The sequence below is a fragment of the Psychrobacillus sp. L4 genome, from assembly GCF_042944905.1.
GTDB lineage: Bacteria > Bacillota > Bacilli > Bacillales_A > Planococcaceae > Psychrobacillus.
Genome location: NZ_CP168496.1, coordinates 957445 through 974014 on the forward strand (window position 1 = coordinate 957445; position 16570 = coordinate 974014).

Annotated in this window: 15 protein-coding genes; 8 read left to right on the plus strand and 7 right to left on the minus strand. The window is 36.4% G+C overall.

The genetic code is table 11. The annotated features are described in order from the left end of the window. Positions 1–80 precede the first annotated feature (80 nt). The 5 genes from ACEPXG_RS04495 to ACEPXG_RS04515 all read right to left on the minus strand — a co-directional run bounded on the left by ACEPXG_RS04495 (position 81) and on the right by ACEPXG_RS04515 (position 4770). Positions 81–1061, minus strand: a complete 981-nt coding sequence (locus ACEPXG_RS04495; protein ID WP_391207925.1) for a proline dehydrogenase family protein — start codon at positions 1059–1061, stop codon at positions 81–83. A gap of 281 nt (positions 1062–1342) precedes the next feature. Then, the gene (gene menC / locus ACEPXG_RS04500) at positions 1343–2455 is read right to left on the minus strand and encodes an o-succinylbenzoate synthase (RefSeq protein ID WP_391207927.1); all 1113 of its coding nucleotides are present in this window, start codon (positions 2453–2455) and stop codon (positions 1343–1345) included. A 12-nt stretch (positions 2456–2467) separates the two neighbouring features. After that, a complete protein-coding gene (locus ACEPXG_RS04505; protein ID WP_391207929.1) occupies positions 2468–3292 on the minus strand; it encodes a GNAT family N-acetyltransferase in 825 nt (274 codons plus the stop codon). Further along, positions 3276–4412 carry a M20 peptidase aminoacylase family protein gene (locus ACEPXG_RS04510; RefSeq protein WP_391207931.1) on the minus strand — a complete coding sequence of 379 codons (1137 nt, stop codon included), beginning with the start codon at positions 4410–4412 and terminating at the stop codon, positions 3276–3278. Before ACEPXG_RS04510 ends, ACEPXG_RS04505 begins: the two co-directional genes overlap by 17 nt. Positions 4413–4602: 190 nt before the next feature. Next, positions 4603–4770, minus strand: a complete 168-nt coding sequence (locus ACEPXG_RS04515; protein WP_391207934.1) for a hypothetical protein — start codon at positions 4768–4770, stop codon at positions 4603–4605. A gap of 217 nt (positions 4771–4987) precedes the next feature. On the opposite strand from ACEPXG_RS04515, the gene ACEPXG_RS04520 reads away from it, so the two are divergent. From ACEPXG_RS04520 to ACEPXG_RS04555, 8 genes are all read left to right on the plus strand, one after another. Beyond that, positions 4988–5173 carry a hypothetical protein gene (locus ACEPXG_RS04520; protein WP_391207936.1) on the plus strand — a complete coding sequence of 62 codons (186 nt, stop codon included), beginning with the start codon at positions 4988–4990 and terminating at the stop codon, positions 5171–5173. A gap of 1049 nt (positions 5174–6222) precedes the next feature. Then, entirely contained in the window at positions 6223–7206 is a 984-nt protein-coding gene (gene guaC / locus ACEPXG_RS04525) for a GMP reductase (protein WP_391207938.1), read from the plus strand. 400 nt (positions 7207–7606) lie between these two features. Continuing rightward, positions 7607–8029: a VOC family protein gene (locus ACEPXG_RS04530; RefSeq protein ID WP_391207940.1), complete on the plus strand. Its 423-nt coding sequence runs from the start codon at positions 7607–7609 to the stop codon at positions 8027–8029. A 168-nt stretch (positions 8030–8197) separates the two neighbouring features. After that, positions 8198–9358 carry an aminotransferase class I/II-fold pyridoxal phosphate-dependent enzyme gene (locus ACEPXG_RS04535; RefSeq protein ID WP_391207943.1) on the plus strand — a complete coding sequence of 387 codons (1161 nt, stop codon included), beginning with the start codon at positions 8198–8200 and terminating at the stop codon, positions 9356–9358. Positions 9359–9495: 137 nt separating this feature from the next. Continuing rightward, positions 9496–10110 (plus strand): pyroglutamyl-peptidase I, encoded by a 615-nt coding sequence (locus ACEPXG_RS04540; protein ID WP_391207945.1) that lies wholly within the window; start codon positions 9496–9498, stop codon positions 10108–10110. Continuing rightward, positions 10100–10843 carry a 5-oxoprolinase subunit PxpB gene (gene pxpB / locus ACEPXG_RS04545; RefSeq protein WP_391207947.1) on the plus strand — a complete coding sequence of 248 codons (744 nt, stop codon included), beginning with the start codon at positions 10100–10102 and terminating at the stop codon, positions 10841–10843. The genes ACEPXG_RS04540 and pxpB overlap by 11 nt, the downstream gene beginning before the upstream one ends. Then, positions 10840–11601: a LamB/YcsF family protein gene (locus ACEPXG_RS04550; protein ID WP_391207949.1), complete on the plus strand. Its 762-nt coding sequence runs from the start codon at positions 10840–10842 to the stop codon at positions 11599–11601. Before pxpB ends, ACEPXG_RS04550 begins: the two co-directional genes overlap by 4 nt. After that, positions 11601–12458, plus strand: a complete 858-nt coding sequence (locus tag ACEPXG_RS04555; RefSeq protein WP_391207951.1) for a biotin-dependent carboxyltransferase family protein — start codon at positions 11601–11603, stop codon at positions 12456–12458. The genes ACEPXG_RS04550 and ACEPXG_RS04555 overlap by 1 nt, the downstream gene beginning before the upstream one ends. A 115-nt stretch (positions 12459–12573) precedes the next feature. Here ACEPXG_RS04555 and ACEPXG_RS04560 read toward each other — a convergent pair whose 3' ends face one another. Further along, positions 12574–13479, minus strand: coding sequence for an LCP family protein (locus tag ACEPXG_RS04560; protein WP_391207953.1), 906 nt, complete (start codon positions 13477–13479; stop codon positions 12574–12576). A gap of 655 nt (positions 13480–14134) precedes the next feature. Continuing rightward, the gene (gene secA, locus ACEPXG_RS04565; protein WP_391207955.1) at positions 14135–16504 is read right to left on the minus strand and encodes a preprotein translocase subunit SecA; all 2370 of its coding nucleotides are present in this window, start codon (positions 16502–16504) and stop codon (positions 14135–14137) included. Between the last annotated feature and the right edge of the window lie 66 nt (positions 16505–16570).

The window sequence follows — 16570 nt, forward strand, 5'->3', positions numbered from 1 at the left end:
CCTGGCACCCGTAACAAATTTGTAATAATAAAAAACACTGCGCTGCCATTAATCATTAACGGCCGTGCAGTGTTTCTGTTTTATCGTTTATTTTTACTTTTTTTTGTTATTCTTCCAAGTGCGAATGCGCCAGCAGCGATTCCGAGTAGAGTATTTGTGTTTTTATTGAATACTTGTTTAACGACAAGATTCAAGTTTTGTGGACGCTCTGCAAGACGGCGCATGAAGTATCCGTACCAATCTTTACCAAATGGTACGTACGTACAGAAGTTATAGCCTTCTTTTGCAAGTTGTAGTTGCATGTCTGTACGGAATCCGTAAAGCATTTGGAATTCAAATTTATCGTTTGGAATATTGTTATCTTTAATAAATTGCTTAACATGGTTAATCACATTGTGATCATGTGTCGCGATAGAAGTGAATTTACCGTTTAGTAAATGCCATTCGATTAATTCTACATAGTTTTTGTCGATTTCCTCTTTCGTTTGGTATGCATATTCTAAAGGTTCTTTGTAAGCTCCTTTTACGATACGTAGACGGAAGTTTTTATACTTTTGAATATCTTCTTCTGCACGATAAAAATAAGCTTGGATTACGGTTCCAACATTATCATAGTCTTTGGAAAGTTCGTCCAAAATATCAAAAGAAGGTTGTAAGTGTTTGTTTGATTCCATATCAATATTGATGAATGTACCATATTTATGTGCAATAGCTACGATTTCTTTTAAGTTTTCTAATGCAAAATCATAGTCAATATCTAGACCAAGTTGGGATGGCTTCAACGAAATATGAGCATCTACTTGGTTTTCTTCAATTGCTTCGATTACAGCGATGATTTGATTTTTAGCTTCTAAAGCTTCTTCTTTTTCGAAAACAAATTCCCCTAAATTATCAACTGTACATGATATCCCTACAGCATTTAATTTCTTAATACTTTCGATTGTTTCTTTAATATCAGTTCCAGCTACTACATGTTGTGCACCCATTTTTAAACCATATCTTTTTGCTGCACTATTTAATAGTTGGTTTTCGGATAATGTCATAAAAATATCTTTTAACATTGTGATGCTCCCATCTCTTTTTTGAATACCTTATTATATCATAAAAATACCGAGGTAATCATTTGTTAACATTGAAAATGTCATATAAAACTAGCTTATGGATGAAAAGAAACGTTCCTGTCTAAAGCTGTCTTAAAATCATTATTATCTAAATGTGCACTTCTATAAGCACCTACCTAGATGCTATCCGCGCCAGTAGAGCTGACTAGGTCCCCAGGAAAACTACTTGAAGCTTCAGTATAGTAAATCGATAAAAACCCACCTTGTTAGGTACTAACCAGTCATTCAGATTTAAAATGAAATTGATCCACCGTATAGCGATCCATGGCTTCTATATTTGGCTCATATCCAATGCCATATGCTTTTGGGACGGTAATATAGCCATCTTCAGCAACTACTTCTGGTGTAATCACGTCTTCTTCCCAATAACGCGAAGAGCTTGCAGTATCTCCAGGTAGAATAAAATTTGGCAAAGTTGTGAGTGCTACATTATGGGCACGTCCGATTCCAGATTCTAGCATTCCTCCACACCAAACAGGAATGCCGTTTGCCATACAAAAGTCATGAATTTTTTTCGATTCGGTTAAACCGCCAACACGTCCAATTTTAATATTAATAATTTTGGTGCTACCAAGTTCAAATGCTTTTCGGGTATCTTCTAATGAGTGAATACTTTCATCTAAACAAATCGGTGTTTTCAATTCTTTTTGCAGTTTTGCATGATCGATAATATCGTCCGAAGCAAGCGGCTGCTCAATCATTGTTAAATTAAATTCATCCAGCTGTTTTAACAATTCAATATCATTTAATGTATACGCAGAATTAGCATCTGCCATAAGCGGAACATCCGGAAAAGCCTCGCGTAGTGCACGAAGAATCTCCACATCATGTCCAGGTTTAATTTTTACTTTCATTCGTTTATAGCCTTCTGCTACATAGCCACGTACTAATTTTATTAACTCAGCAGCACTTTTTTGGATACCTATACTAATTCCAACTTCAATTTTTTCAGCGGTGCCTCCAAGTGCTTCTGCAAGTGTTAGCTTATTTCGTTTCGCATACAAGTCCCAAATAGCACCTTCGACTGCTGCTTTTGCCATATTATTTTTGCGAAGAGGAGCAAATAGTTCGCTTACTTCATCTGGATGGTTAAAACCTCTGTCCAATACGAGTGGAATTAAAAAGTCTCTAATTATATGTAAGTTCGTTTCTAGTGTTTCTTCGCTGTACCATGGGGATTGAAATGCAGTTGATTCGCCCCACCCCGTATTTCCTAATTCGTCTGTTGCTTCTAATAATAGAAATTCTTTTACTTGGAAAGTACCGAAGCTTGTAGAGAAAGGGGATTTCATTGTCATGTTCATTTTGCGTATATTCATTTCTTTGATTAACATGTGACTACTCCTTTAATGGAATGGTATTGTTGACTTTTTAACAAACTGATAATAGCTAACTGGTTCAACAGTTTTTCGTACAGATACTAACGCATAGCCTGCTGTGAATAGTTGTTGCATAATTTTTCTTGTTTGCAAGCGCCAGTTTAATGCTAGTTCAGGATCCACCGTCTTTATTTCTTGAATGTGGCGAGGGATTGGTAATTCATACCCTTCTTGTATTGGTTCGAATAAAAAAGGTTCGACTAACATTGGTTGATTATGCTTCGAAACTATAATTTGAAAGGGCTGTTCATAGATTAGATTCACTGGCATCCATTTATCTTCTACACGTTTACTCGTAATTCGCCATTCTATTTGTAAACGGTCTGTAGGTAAGCCTGCGTTAAGGCCGCCCTCCATTTCACCATAACAGTTTTCAATATACGTGTCGACAATTCCATATAGTTTCGAAACATTTAAATACGCATTCCTACTCTCTAACGGATCAAAGGTCCAAGTGATCAGCTTGTATCCCATATCTTTTGCGATAATAAGTTGCTTATCTTTTAACTTTTTACCAATACCACGCAGCTGATAAGCTGGATGAACACCTAACATATGCGAGCATAGATAAACTTCATCATTTTTAAACCCAGCGAATCCATAGGAGAAACCAACTAATTTTTTCATGTCAAATGCACCAATTATAAGTCCGCCATTTTTTACAGCAGTAAGTGTTTGATGTACTGGAATGGAGCCCATACCCCAAACTGTTTCCTCTAATTGTTGGACAAGACGCATTTCTTCCGTTGATTTTAATACACGAATAGCTATGGTATCACTCAACAGATTCACTTCCTTGAAAAGTAACCATTACGGTACGGGCAAGAATTTCAATACCAGTTAATATACTTTCATGCTTAAATTTCATATTTGGATGATGCAACCCCGGTGTTAAATCGCAGCCTAGTCCGAGCATGGTTGCTTTAATAGCGGGCCTATTTAATGTGTAAAAATGAAAATCTTCTCCGCCTGGGGTAATAATAGGAGGAATGTAATAGTCTATTCCGATTGTCTCAATTATTGCTTCTTTCATGAATTTCACTGCTCTTTGATGGACTTGCGCAGCAACTATTTCCGTTTCAATATGAAAATCAATTGTAATATTGTTTAGAAGCGCAACAGATCGAATGGCATGTTCTACTTTACCCATCAACTCATTCATGGCAGCATTCGATTGCGCTCGAATGTCGATACTAAACTCTGCATTTCCAGGTATAATATTTGCGGAATCTCCACCAGCAAGAAATCTTGTTAGTTTTGCCGAATAAGACATCATTGGATCCAAATAAATTGCTTGAATTGCTTGCACTAATTGTGCGCCAACCTCGATAGCATTTACGCCAAGATGTGGCCTTGCACCATGTGCCTCCACGCCGTGAATCTTACCACTCACTAGTTTTCCTGCTCCGTGTATAATTGCAGGGGAGCAATAGCCATTTCTTAACTCTTGAATCGGCCGGAGATGAACACCATACAAATAGTCCATATCATCTACTAAACCTTTTTCCACGTAAGAAAGTGCCCCTTGTCCTTTTTCTTCCGCGGGTTGAAATAAAACTTTCAAAGTTCCTTTTTGAGGAACACCCAGTTGCTTCAATAAAAGAAGGGTACCTATTGCCATTGTCATATGTGCATCATGTCCACACGAATGATTCGCTTTAAATTCACCATCAACTTCTTGCCATAGTGCATCCATATCCGTTCGAAGTCCAACACAAGGCTTCCCACTTCCGATTGTAACGACTAATCCAGTAGTATCATCGAAAGTCTTTACATCAAACCCTTCACTTGTTAACAATTCTTTCAAGTACTTTGTTGTTTCAACTTCTTCCCAGCTTATTTCGGGATAACTATGAAGATGCTCAAAAACTGCTTCCACAATAGGTTTTATTTCTGTTAATGCATCTTTCATCTTCTTTCTTCTTCCTCCTCCAATTGTAAATTACTTGAATTACTTAAATATAATGCTTACTTTTTTGTTGGTATCCTATTTTTTGTTAAGTGATAACGAACATCTCAATTTATCATAATATTCGGCGGAATACAATGAAAGGGGAAAAGCTAAGGTCTATTATTCCATAAAAAAACCCACAAAAGTGGGGTTACTGAGAAGTAGGAGGAATATTTTCTGATTCAGTAGAAACTTCCTTTACTTCCTCCTCTTCTAGAATTGGTGCAGGACCTCCTTCTCCAATCATATTGAGGGAAGCGATTAAATCTAAATTCTTTCTCATGGCCATTTCTTCTGGATCAACAGGATTTGAATGCACAAAATCATCTCCTTAACTATTCATCTATAAAAAGTTATTTATGGAAGCACTGGAATGCGAAAATAAAATTTTGGGTATATAAAGTGCTCTAAAAGTGAATTTTGGACAGCAAATGCCTTTCAAAATGCTATTATGCTAATTTACGATGAATTCTGACAGTTGAGTTAACTTGGGAACTATTTACAATAGTATTTATAAATGAATGGAGGAATGTAGTATGAAACTAAAGTATTTTGTAGAAGTAATGGGTCAAAGTTTACAAAAAGTAGAGGAATCTGTAGAACATATGGAGATGCATACTATTGTAACTAAAACGGAACAACATCAAATCATGCAAGCATTACTCGAATTAAGTGAACGAATAAAGTGGATTGAAACATACATGGTGAATAGGAACTATTAAGAGCCTATTCAAGTTGAAATGATAACATCAACATAGTATATGCAATGCCACGACTGTTGATTATCATATTTTTCCCAACTAATACATTTAGGTTGATATACGATTAGTTTTTCTTCTCACTGTAGATATACTGCGTCTTAGTGACCGCAGGGATTTCCGCTCTAGGCGGACGCTTTCCGAGGGGGAGCGATGAGCCAGCACCGTCGCATGTGCGCCGCTTGTGCGGTCTCATCTGTCTCCCTGATCCCTCCGGAGTCGCCGCCTGCCGCTGCAATCCAGCATATTTGCTAACTATTCAGTGTCACTATTCACTTTTTAATCTTAACTATATTATCTAAAATAAAATCCAATAAATGGTTGGACGAGTCAAATCACGGAGAGAATGCGACTACTTTCTCTTAATAAAGCCTTAACTTTGCATTAAATTATATGTCGCCATTGAAAATATTCCGTATGTTGCGCATTATTTATTGGGTGATAATATCCGGATTAGTAGAGTGGATAACTTTGCGCAATACTACTGAATAGTTAATAAGTTTCTTCTGGGTTGGAGCGAAAGGGCGGCGACTCCTACCGGAGGCCAACAGGATGTTGGTCACGAAGGTGTTGCCACACGATGTGGCGCTTCTAGCCTTCGACCCTCTGTGGGCAAATGAGACTTCACAACGAACGCGTAGCGGCGGTGAAGGCTCATCGCTCACCCGGTGGAAAGCGTCCGCCCTGCAGCGGAAATCCCAGCGGCAACTTTCTTACGACGCAGTATTTCTAAAAAGCGAACTGAAACATAAAACTGTAAGCCAGTATTATGTTTTATAAAGTGGAATAATTTGGATGACTAACGAGCTTGATGCAATGCCTAATATTAAGATAACTCATTAATAATTTGTACCAGGTCAATCTCTGTTACACAGTTGTCAGCTTTGCCTTCCTTCTTACTTCCATTCTATTATTAAAACCTTTGACATACGCATGAAAATGATGTAAATTATCAAAAGGACGAACATTTTGTTCGACTTTAGTTTTAATATTCGTATTTAGGAGTGTAAAACATGGAAAATGCATTTGATTATGAAGATATTCAATTAATTCCGGCGAAATGTATCGTAAATAGCCGATCAGAATGTGATACAACTACAACTTTAGGTGGACATACATTTAAGTTGCCTGTAGTACCTGCGAATATGCAGACAATAATAGATGATAAAATCGCTAATTATTTAGCTGAAAATGGATATTTTTATATTATGCATCGTTTTGAACCGGAGAAGCGAGTATCTTTTATTAAAGATATGCAATCCCGTGGATTAATCGCATCCATTAGTGTTGGGGTTAAAGAAGAGGAATATACATTTATTCAGCAATTAGCTGAAGAACAACTTATACCTGAATTCATTACAATTGATATAGCGCATGGTCATTCCAATGCAGTAATCGAAATGATTAAACATATTAAGAAACACTTACCTCAAAGTTTTGTGATTGCTGGAAATGTAGGAACTCCAGAAGCAGTGAGAGAGCTAGAAAATGCTGGTGCAGATGCGACAAAAGTTGGTATTGGACCAGGTAAAGTGTGTATCACGAAGATTAAAACAGGATTTGGTACGGGTGGATGGCAATTAGCAGCATTACGTTGGTGTGCAAAGGCAGCTAGTAAACCGATAATTGCTGACGGAGGTATTCGTACGCATGGTGATATAGCTAAATCAGTGCGATTTGGTGCATCAATGGTCATGATTGGTTCTTTATTCGCAGGTCATGAGGAATCACCAGGCGTAACAGTTGAAAAAGATGGAAAACTGTTTAAAGAATACTTCGGTTCCGCTTCTGAATTCCAAAAAGGTGAAAAGAAAAATGTAGAAGGCAAAAAAATGTTTGTCGAGTACAAAGGCCATCTAGAAGATACATTAAGAGAGATGGAACAAGATCTTCAATCTTCTATTTCTTATGCTGGTGGCAATAAATTAGACGCAATCCGCAATGTGGATTATGTGGTCGTAAAGAATTCCATCTTTAATGGCGATAAAGTATATTAAGAAAAGCGACAGACGCCGCGCTGATGCGACAAGCAAATGGCGGTTTTCGAGGAGGCATTTCATCGGCCGCCGCAGAAAATTGGCATTTGACCTCGAGCAGCTGGTTTCTTTAGCTGGACAGCTATTTATAGTAAAAAAATGGAGCTTTCCCATCAAGTTGACTTGTGGGAAAAGCTCCATTTTTTTTGTTGGAAAATAAATTGGTCTCGGGTTTGGCGAATTCAGTCTCGGCTTTGCGTAATTTGGTTGCGTCTTAGGTCAAATTGGTCTCGAAGTACCATTAATTGTAACTATAAAAACAGAATTTAGAAAAATGCATTATGTTTTTATTGGAAAATGGTACAATGATGTTGACATTCATTATTGAATGAATAATTTGACAAAAAGAGGAGTGTATCAAATGGCAGTTAATGTATATCTTAATTTTAATGGGAATTGTCGCGATGCTGCAGAGTTTTACGCAGAAGTTTTTAAGACTGAAAAACCAGAAATTATGACTTTCGGTGAAGCACCGCCAAATCCAGAATACGCATTACCGGAGGAAGCAAAAGATTTAGTTATGCACACTCGACTAAACATTAGTGGAAGCAACATAATGTTTTCAGATGTTTTTCCAGGATCTCCTTTTATTGAAGGTAATAATGTTAGCTTGGCATTCGTTAGTGCAGATGAAAATGAAGTTAGATCTGCTTTTGAAGCACTTAAAGTAGGCGGAAAAGTAGGTGCAGATCTTCAAGAAACTTTTTTTAGCAAATGCTATGGCAATCTAAAAGATAGATTTGGTATTGAATGGCAAGTAAGTCTAGAAACTGACCAAATGTAACAATAAAAAATGGCTATACAACATTTAACTTTGTTGTATGGTCATTATTTTTTTATTATTCTAACAATTACTATTTACAAGCCAATCTCTGTTATATATCATGAGCGTAGGCAGTATATTATCCATTGAAAGCATTATATATTAATAGAGGAAGAAGGATGACTTGAAATGTCTCTAGATTTAAATCCAAGAGCTAAAGTGTTAAAAGTACCTGGTATAAGACAGTTTTCTAATCAGTTAGTACATTTTCCAAATGCGATAAATTTAACCATTGGACAGCCGGATTTTCCGACGCCTAAAGCAGTGAAAAATGCTGGCATACAAGCAATTGAACAAAACTTAACGGGGTACTCACATAATGCGGGATTGCTTGAACTAAGAGATGCTGTTAATACCTTCTTCACGAATAAATATGGCTTTTCCTATGATCCACAAAATGAAATTGTCATTACAAATGGGGCAAGTGAAGCAATTGATACTGTCTTTCGCACAATATTAGAAGAAGGGGACGAGGTCATATTACCTGCTCCTTGCTATTCGGGATATGAACCAATTATTCACTTTTGCGGGGCTAAGATTGTTTATTTAGATACGACGGAAACAAATTTTCAACCTTCATCAGAAAAACTGGCAGAGCTTATAACTGAAAAGACAAAGGCTGTATTCTTTAATTATCCATCTAATCCAACTGGTGTCGTGTTGAGGAAAGAAACTGTGAATCAACTAGTGGATCTATTAATTGAAAAAGATATTTATATTTTAACGGATGAAATTTATAGTGAAAACACCTTTTCAGAGACGCATACTTCATTCGCATCTTATCCAGCATTAAGAAATAAATTGTTTTATATTCACGGCTTATCCAAATCACATTCGATGACTGGATGGCGTATTGGATTTTTAATGGGACCAGCAGAAGTCATGGAGCAAGTCGTTAAAGTGCATGCATTTAACACGATTTGTGCCTCTGTACCGGGTCAATATGCAGCTATTGAGGCGTTAATGAATTCAAAAGATACACCAAGTGAGATGAATATTGAGTATATAAAAAGACGTGACTATGTGTACGAGCGACTGATCGGGATGGGCTTGGATGTGGAAAAGCCTAATGGGGCATTTTATATTTTTCCTTCCATTGAAAGGCTTGGCATGACTTCATTTGATTTTGCAACAAAGCTTTTGCATGAAGGCGGGGTTGCAGTAGTTCCAGGTAGTGTATTTACACCATATGGAGAAGGGTATATTCGAATTTCGTATGCCTACTCAATGGAGGTACTTGAAAAAGGATTAGATCGAATAGAGAAATTTATCCTTAATTTAAAAGGTTAGTTGTGCGTTTCATCTATTTCATGCACATTAGAGTTTGGAATAATAGATGCCCTAAAAAATAGCCCGACAGAAATTATTCAAGAAACTTTACGGAAATATCGAATACGTCCAATAATGTTACAAACGGAGGCGAAAGGATGAAAAAACTACTGTTAACAGGATTCGAACCTTTTTTACATTACACTGTGAATCCTACAATGAAAATTGTCGAGGAATTGGATGGTTTGATCATTGGAGATTATCAAATAATAGGAAAAATAATGTCGGTAGATTTTAAAACTTCCGGGAAACAATTGTTAAAACATTTGGAAGAAATACAACCAGATGTACAGATTTCGCTTGGATTAGCTGCAGGAAGATATAAAATAACGCCGGAACGTATTGCCATTAATTTTAAAGATGGCGATGTAGATAATGAGGGGAATAAACCAGTAGATGAATTAATTCAAGAAGTTGGTGAACCAGGATATTTATCTACATTACCAATTCGTAAAATGGTCAATAAGCTTATCGACAACGGACTACCTGCAGAGATTTCCAATAGTGCTGGTACTTATTTATGCAACAATGTGATGTATGAAGGTCTGCACCACGCAAAAATAACAAATAGCAAAATGCTTTCTGGTTTTATTCATATTCCTGCTTCTCACGAACTTGCTATTCAACATGGTAAAATTCCGAGCTGGTCGCACGAGGACTTGAAGAAAAGTATTATAACGTGTATTGAAGTATTAGAAGAATATGAAAAATAATATGCCTGAAGTGTGGAGAACAGGTGAGAGAACACTTCGATTTAGTTTTGGAGAAGTGATTAGTTCGGAAGTTTACCAATCTGTTCACTCATTCTCCGATTTTTTAATTTCCGAGTGGAATCATTACTTGGAAGAAGTAGTCCCTAGCTATCATACTGTTACAGCATTTTTTAAAAAGTCATCCATCTTAGATACAATAAGAATCGAAGAGGTTCTTGAAAAATGGAAAAGTTATAAAAGAGATAGTACTCATTCCATAACTAGAAAAATTACTATTCCAGTGTGTTATGAGGAGCCATATAGTGAAGACATGGAAAGAATCGGGCAAATAATCGGTCGATCAAAAGAGGAAATCATCTATTTACATTCAGAGAAAATATATACAGTTTATATGATTGGTTTTTTACCCGGGTTTCCATACTTAGGTGATTTAAATCCTAAATTGTTTGTCCCTAGACTCGATAAACCGAGAGTCAAAGTTCCAAGGGGTGCGGTTGGTATTGGTGGAAGTCAAACTGGTATTTATCCAATAGAATCACCTGGTGGATGGAATATTATTGGGAGAACTCCTTTAGAAATATTTTCATTAGAACGGGAAAATCCCTTTTCCTTAAAAGCGGGTGATCTGTTGAAATTCTCGTCAGTTAGTAAAGAGGAATATCAAAGCATTGAGTGGGAGATGAAAAATGATTCGAGTGCAAATCATCGATTCATAAAGGAAGTGGATATATGAGAATAGATTTAAATGCTGATGTTGGAGAAAGCTTTGGTCACTACATTCTTGGAGATGATCAAGCGCTTTTTAAAGTAATTACTTCAGCAAATATTGCTTGCGGATTTCATGCAGGTGATTTTACAGTAATGAATAAAACAGTAATGGCTGCAAAAGATAATCACCTTTCCGTAGGTGCTCATCCTGGCTTTCCCGATATACAAGGATTCGGTAGAAGAAATATAAGTATGAGCGAAACAGAAGTGTATGAAATGGTTGTATATCAAATAGGTGCATTACAAGCATTTTGTCATATTCATCATGTGGCACTTTCACATGTAAAACCACATGGTGCTCTGTATAATATAGCTGCTGATGATGCAACTATTGCAAGTGCAATTGCCCAAGCAGTATTTGATATTGCGCCGAACGCTATTCTTTTCGGACTTTGTAATAGTCAATTGCTAGTAGCAGGAAATAATATCGGCCTAAAAACTGCTGGAGAGGCATTTGCTGATCGAAAATATGATGATACAGGTCGTCTAGTTCATCGAAGTCACCCAAATGCAGTACTTACACATTTTGAAGATATAGAGAAACAAGTGGAAAACATTGTGATGAACAAACAAGTAGAGACTAGTAGTGGAAAAATGATTGAAATAAAAGCGGATACACTTTGCTTTCATGGTGATGGAAATAATGTAGTGGAAATTGTGCAAAAGACTCGAAAAATACTAGAAGCAAAAAATGTTAAGGTTGCTCCTTTGGAGATGGTTTAATGAAGGAATTATTTCGCGTGTGTAAAGAAGCTGTTTATGCTTCTTTGCAAGATGAAGGTAGAATAGGATATCGTGCATTTGGAATGCCTACTGCAGGTCCTATGGATGCCCAAGCTTTCCTTTTAGGAAATAAAATCATCGGGAATTTACCAGATGCTGCAGCGATTGAATTGTTTTTAGGAGGACTTTCTCTAGAAGTATTAGCGACACATACAATTGCAATTGGTGGAGCAGATCTCCATGCAGAAATAGACGGTATGAAAGCTCCTTTATGGAAGTCTATTACTGTTACTAAAGGTCAGATACTTTCCTTCACCAAACCAATGCATGGAAGTATAGCATATATTTTCGCGTTAGGTGGATTCGATTCTGTAACAACGATGGGAAGTAAATCAGCATACCCTAAAGCTAATATTGGTGTCACTATAAAAAAAGGGTTCGTTTTGTCTGTACCTAACTTATCACTGCCAAAGTTACATCGTGGTTTAGTTGCATCAGAAATTCCTACATATAATCAAGAAGTGGAAGTTGAAGTTTGGAAAAGTCCACATCTGTCCTTATTCGAAAAAGAAAGCGTCCATACTTTTTTTAATTCGGAGTATACATACAAAGGTGGAGACCGGATGGGCTATTATATTAATGGACCGAAGCTTCATTTTATGAATAAGAGTGATATTCTTTCTGAGCCTACTCAGTTTGGAACAATTCAAGTTCCTTCAAATGGTCAACCTGTCGTATTAATGGCAGATGCTCAGACGGTGGGAGGCTATGCAACGTTAGGCAAAGTTGCTGATAAAGATTTGTGGAAAATAGCACAATTAAGAAATGGTGGAAAGATAAAATTTAAAGAGATTTAAATACAAAGGATAGCCCTCTAAATGTAAAATAGAAAGGCTATCCTTTGCTTTGCATTATTTAATCATTAAAGAAAAGAGTACTCGTAAAATCTTTATATTTAAGTAATAGTTCTTATCACTCCAACCCCAAATGATCCCTCAATTCTTTTGTTACATTCTCTAATTCTTCATGATCCATAATATAATACCAAATACCATCGATTCTCTGACCTTTTCCTTTTTGGAATGCTAAGGTTTCTATATTATTTATTGAGCTTTTATACCCTTTTTGTATATCAATCATCTGTTCAAACGTCATATTTGTTCGAATATTTTGCTGTATGGATAATAAGAAATCTTTGTATTTCCACAAGCTATTGAGGGAGGCACCTTCTTTTAAAATGGCTTTGAGTACTTGTTTCTGTCTCGCCTGTCTTCCAAAGTCTCCGAGTGGATCATCCATTCGCATTCGAACATAGTTCAATGCCTGCTCTCCGTCCAAATGGATAGTCCCTTTATCAAATGGATAACCATTCACTTCAAAAGCCGTTGCATTATCTACAATAACCCCTCCGACAATATCAACAATTTCTAAAAAACTTTCCATATTTACTTGAATTATATAGTCAATCGGGATATTCAGTAGATTCTCTACCGTATTTAAAGCCATATCGTTACCGCCAAAAGCATAGGCATGATTTATTTTATCTAACTTGTCTCTTCCGATAATTTTGGTATACGTATCTCTTGGAATACTAACCATTTTGGTTGAATCAGTCGATGGGTTAACGGTCAAAACAATAATCGTATCTGAACGTCCTTTGTCATGTTCTCGTTCGTCGACACCAAGAAGGAGTAAAGAGAAAGGTTCCTTTTTCACTAGTTCTACTTCGGTAGTTCTTAATTCGGAAACCTTCCGAATTTCAGGTTCATGTATTGTTTCTATAGTAGTAGAAACATCATTATATAAACTGCCTGCATAGACGGCACCACCAATAAAAAAACACGAAATAAGTGTAATCCAGATAATTTTCTTTGACATGAGGAACCTCGTTTCTTTTGTAAGCATATAGGATATGGGCTGAACTTGGGGTCATAAAGCGATGCTTCTGCGTTTACTTTTCATAAAAGAACGTGTTTATTTTGCCATACATAGAGACTATCTTTTAAAAAATATTTTCCAAAACATTTCATAGCTAGTTTATTGATTATATAGCTGATGAAGGAGTGTTGGTCTCGGGTAATATGAAATTGGTCTCGGCTCCACTTGAATTAGTCTCGGTTAGGGCAAAATTGGTCTCGAACAGCCATTATTTTCAAAATCCAGCACATTTCATAGGAAGTTTATTGATTATATCGCAAGTGAAGGAGTGTTGGTCTCGCGTACCATAAAACTGGTCTCGGCTCCACTTGATTTAGTCGCGGTCAGGACATAATTGGTCTAGAACAACCATTATTTCTCAAATCTAGCACACTTCAAAGGAAGTATATAGCTGATGAAGGAGTGTTGATCACGGTCCCGCTTGATCTTTTCTTAGATAGTATGAAAGGAATGGTGAAATTATTAAAAAGTAGTATAGACAGTATGTATTTTCGTCCGATTTATTAAACATTCATGGCAGTTCGAAGGGGGAAAGCTCCACGAAACGACAAAAAAAGGCCAGTACATCGGAAATTATCCATTGTACTGACCTTCTTTAATCTTCTATTTTCGTTGCATTTAATTGTAAATAATAGCGAATGATATCTCTAAAGAATGTATGGAGCATTTCATTGAATAAATGAAGTGCATCGAAAGAATATAGGCGATATGGATCTTCTTGCCCGTATCCACGTATGCTGATACCTTCTCTTAAATGATGAAGATTACCTAAATGAGTAATCCATAATCTATCTAATATTTCCATATAAATAGTTTGGATATCACGCCAAATTTCATCTTCTGTACTAGCATTATTTGAGATATGTAACGCTTCGCTATAAACACTTTCTAATGCTTTTTTCAGCTGGTCTTTGTTCTCAATGTTAAGAGATGCAAATCTATTTTCTTCATTAGAAGTTAGCAAAGAGATAATTTTAATTTCGTCCATTATTTCATTTAAGTTAGCTGAGTGGTTAGCATTGTCTACATTTAACTCGGAAAGTTCATCTATAAGCGTGCTATGACGTTCATGCATGGCATCTATGATGAGTGCTTGCATATTTTCAACTTTTAAAGCCTTTTCACGATAATTATACATTACTTTTTGTTGATCGTTATTGATATCATCCAGTTTCAATAGATGAGAACGACTGGAGAAATGCATGCCTTCAATTACATTTTGTACATTGTAGACGAACTTCGTAGGATTAGGTGAAAGGACTAAACCGGTGTCATCCGTTTTCACTTTCCCTTTATATTTAGCAAATTCATCTTCATCATAGTAATGGAATAGTTCGTCTTCCAATGAAACGATAAAATGAGTACTACCTGGATCTCCTTGACGTCCACCACGACCTCGAAGTTGCATATCAATACGAGCACTACTGTGGAGTTCCGTACCAATAATATGTAGGCCACCAAGCTCTGCAACGCCTTCTCCTAAAATGATATCCGTTCCTCGTCCAGCCATATTTGTTGCAAGCATAATTTTGTTCAATTGTCCTGCATTCGAAATCAATTCTGCTTCGTCTTCTACTGTTTTTGCATTTAATATAGCGTGTTTAATACCAAGTTCATGTAAATGAGTAGAATATTTTTCGGACTGTTCAATAGAAGTAGTTCCGATTAAAACAGGACGTCCATTATCATGGTGTTTTTGTGTTTCTTCCACAATCTTTTTCATTTTATCTTCATCGGTCAAATAAACGAGTGTTTCCATGTCCACTCGCATGTTTGGTTTATTCGTAGGAATTTCAGTTACTCTTAGATTGTACGTTTCCCAAAACTCTTCACGTGACGGAACCGCGCTGCCAGTCATACCAGAAACATGCTTATATAATCTAAAATAATGCTGAATCATTACGGAAGCTTGCGTATTATTTTCTTCTTTAATCGTCACTTTTTCTTTTGCTTCAATTGCTTGGTGAAGTCCATCACTAAATGTGCGTCCTTCCATAATGCGGCCGGTATATGGATCCACAATCATGATCTTATCTTCTTTTACAATATAATCTACATCTTTCCGCATCACTACTTTAGCTCGAAGTGTTTGCATCGCGATATGCATAAACTCACGGTGTTCACTATCGTATACATTATCGATGCCAAAAGCAGATTCTAAACGATCCGCGCCATTATCCAATAATACAATTTGTTTTGTTTCTGGATAATAGTTATAGTCCTCATTATCTTTGAAAGAGTCGATGACAAGGTGCATAATTGGGAATAAATTCAAGCTTGCATTGGATTTTCCTGCAATGATTAAAGGTGTTCTTGCTTCATCTATTAATATACTATCGACTTCATCGATCAAAGCATAAAAAAGAGGTCGCTGAGCAAGTTCTTCTTCACTTTTCACCATATGATCTCTTAAATAATCAAAACCAAACTCTGTTCCTGTGCCATACGTAATATCGCACTTATATGCTGTTTGTTTTTCATCTCTTTCAATTCCAGAAATATTCAAACCAACTGTTAATCCTAAAAACTCAAACAAAGGTTTCATTTGTTCGAAATCACGACTTGCTAAATACTCATTTGCCGTAATGATATGTGTTCCTTTTCTATATAATGCCATTACATATGCAGGAAGAGTAGCAACTAAAGTTTTTCCTTCTCCAGTTTGCATCTGAGCAATTTGAGATTGGGTTAGAACGGCACCACCCATAAGTTGGGAATCATAATGACGCATACCTAGTACTCGTTTAGATGCTTCTCGAACGACAGCAAATGCCTCTATGATTAATTCTTCTGGAGAAACTCCATTACTTAACTGTTCACTGAAATTAGCTGAGTAAGACTTTAACTCAGCATCGGTTTTATTTGCAAATGAATCTTCTAAAGCATTTATTTTGGAAACTATTTTTTTTAGCTGTTTTAGTTCGATTATTTCACCAGAAATCATTTTTTTAATAGAATGTAGCATGTTCATTCTCCCTACTTTTAAATTCCAAACTTCATTATATCATGAAACAAACTAACTAGCATTTAC

Coding starts and splice junctions, on each gene's coding strand:
- ACEPXG_RS04495 (WP_391207925.1), bottom strand. CDS start 1,061: ATGTTAAAAGATATTTTTATGACATTATCCGAAAACCAACTATTAAAT.
- ACEPXG_RS04535 (WP_391207943.1), top strand. CDS start 8,198: ATGTCTCTAGATTTAAATCCAAGAGCTAAAGTGTTAAAAGTACCTGGT.
- ACEPXG_RS04540 (WP_391207945.1), top strand. CDS start 9,496: ATGAAAAAACTACTGTTAACAGGATTCGAACCTTTTTTACATTACACT.
- ACEPXG_RS04555 (WP_391207951.1), top strand. CDS start 11,601: ATGAAGGAATTATTTCGCGTGTGTAAAGAAGCTGTTTATGCTTCTTTG.
- ACEPXG_RS04550 (WP_391207949.1), top strand. CDS start 10,840: ATGAGAATAGATTTAAATGCTGATGTTGGAGAAAGCTTTGGTCACTAC.
- menC (WP_391207927.1), bottom strand. CDS start 2,455: ATGTTAATCAAAGAAATGAATATACGCAAAATGAACATGACAATGAAA.
- ACEPXG_RS04510 (WP_391207931.1), bottom strand. CDS start 4,412: ATGAAAGATGCATTAACAGAAATAAAACCTATTGTGGAAGCAGTTTTT.
- secA (WP_391207955.1), bottom strand. CDS start 16,504: ATGCTACATTCTATTAAAAAAATGATTTCTGGTGAAATAATCGAACTA.
- ACEPXG_RS04530 (WP_391207940.1), top strand. CDS start 7,607: ATGGCAGTTAATGTATATCTTAATTTTAATGGGAATTGTCGCGATGCT.
- pxpB (WP_391207947.1), top strand. CDS start 10,100: ATGAAAAATAATATGCCTGAAGTGTGGAGAACAGGTGAGAGAACACTT.
- guaC (WP_391207938.1), top strand. CDS start 6,223: ATGGAAAATGCATTTGATTATGAAGATATTCAATTAATTCCGGCGAAA.
- ACEPXG_RS04520 (WP_391207936.1), top strand. CDS start 4,988: ATGAAACTAAAGTATTTTGTAGAAGTAATGGGTCAAAGTTTACAAAAA.
- ACEPXG_RS04560 (WP_391207953.1), bottom strand. CDS start 13,479: ATGTCAAAGAAAATTATCTGGATTACACTTATTTCGTGTTTTTTTATT.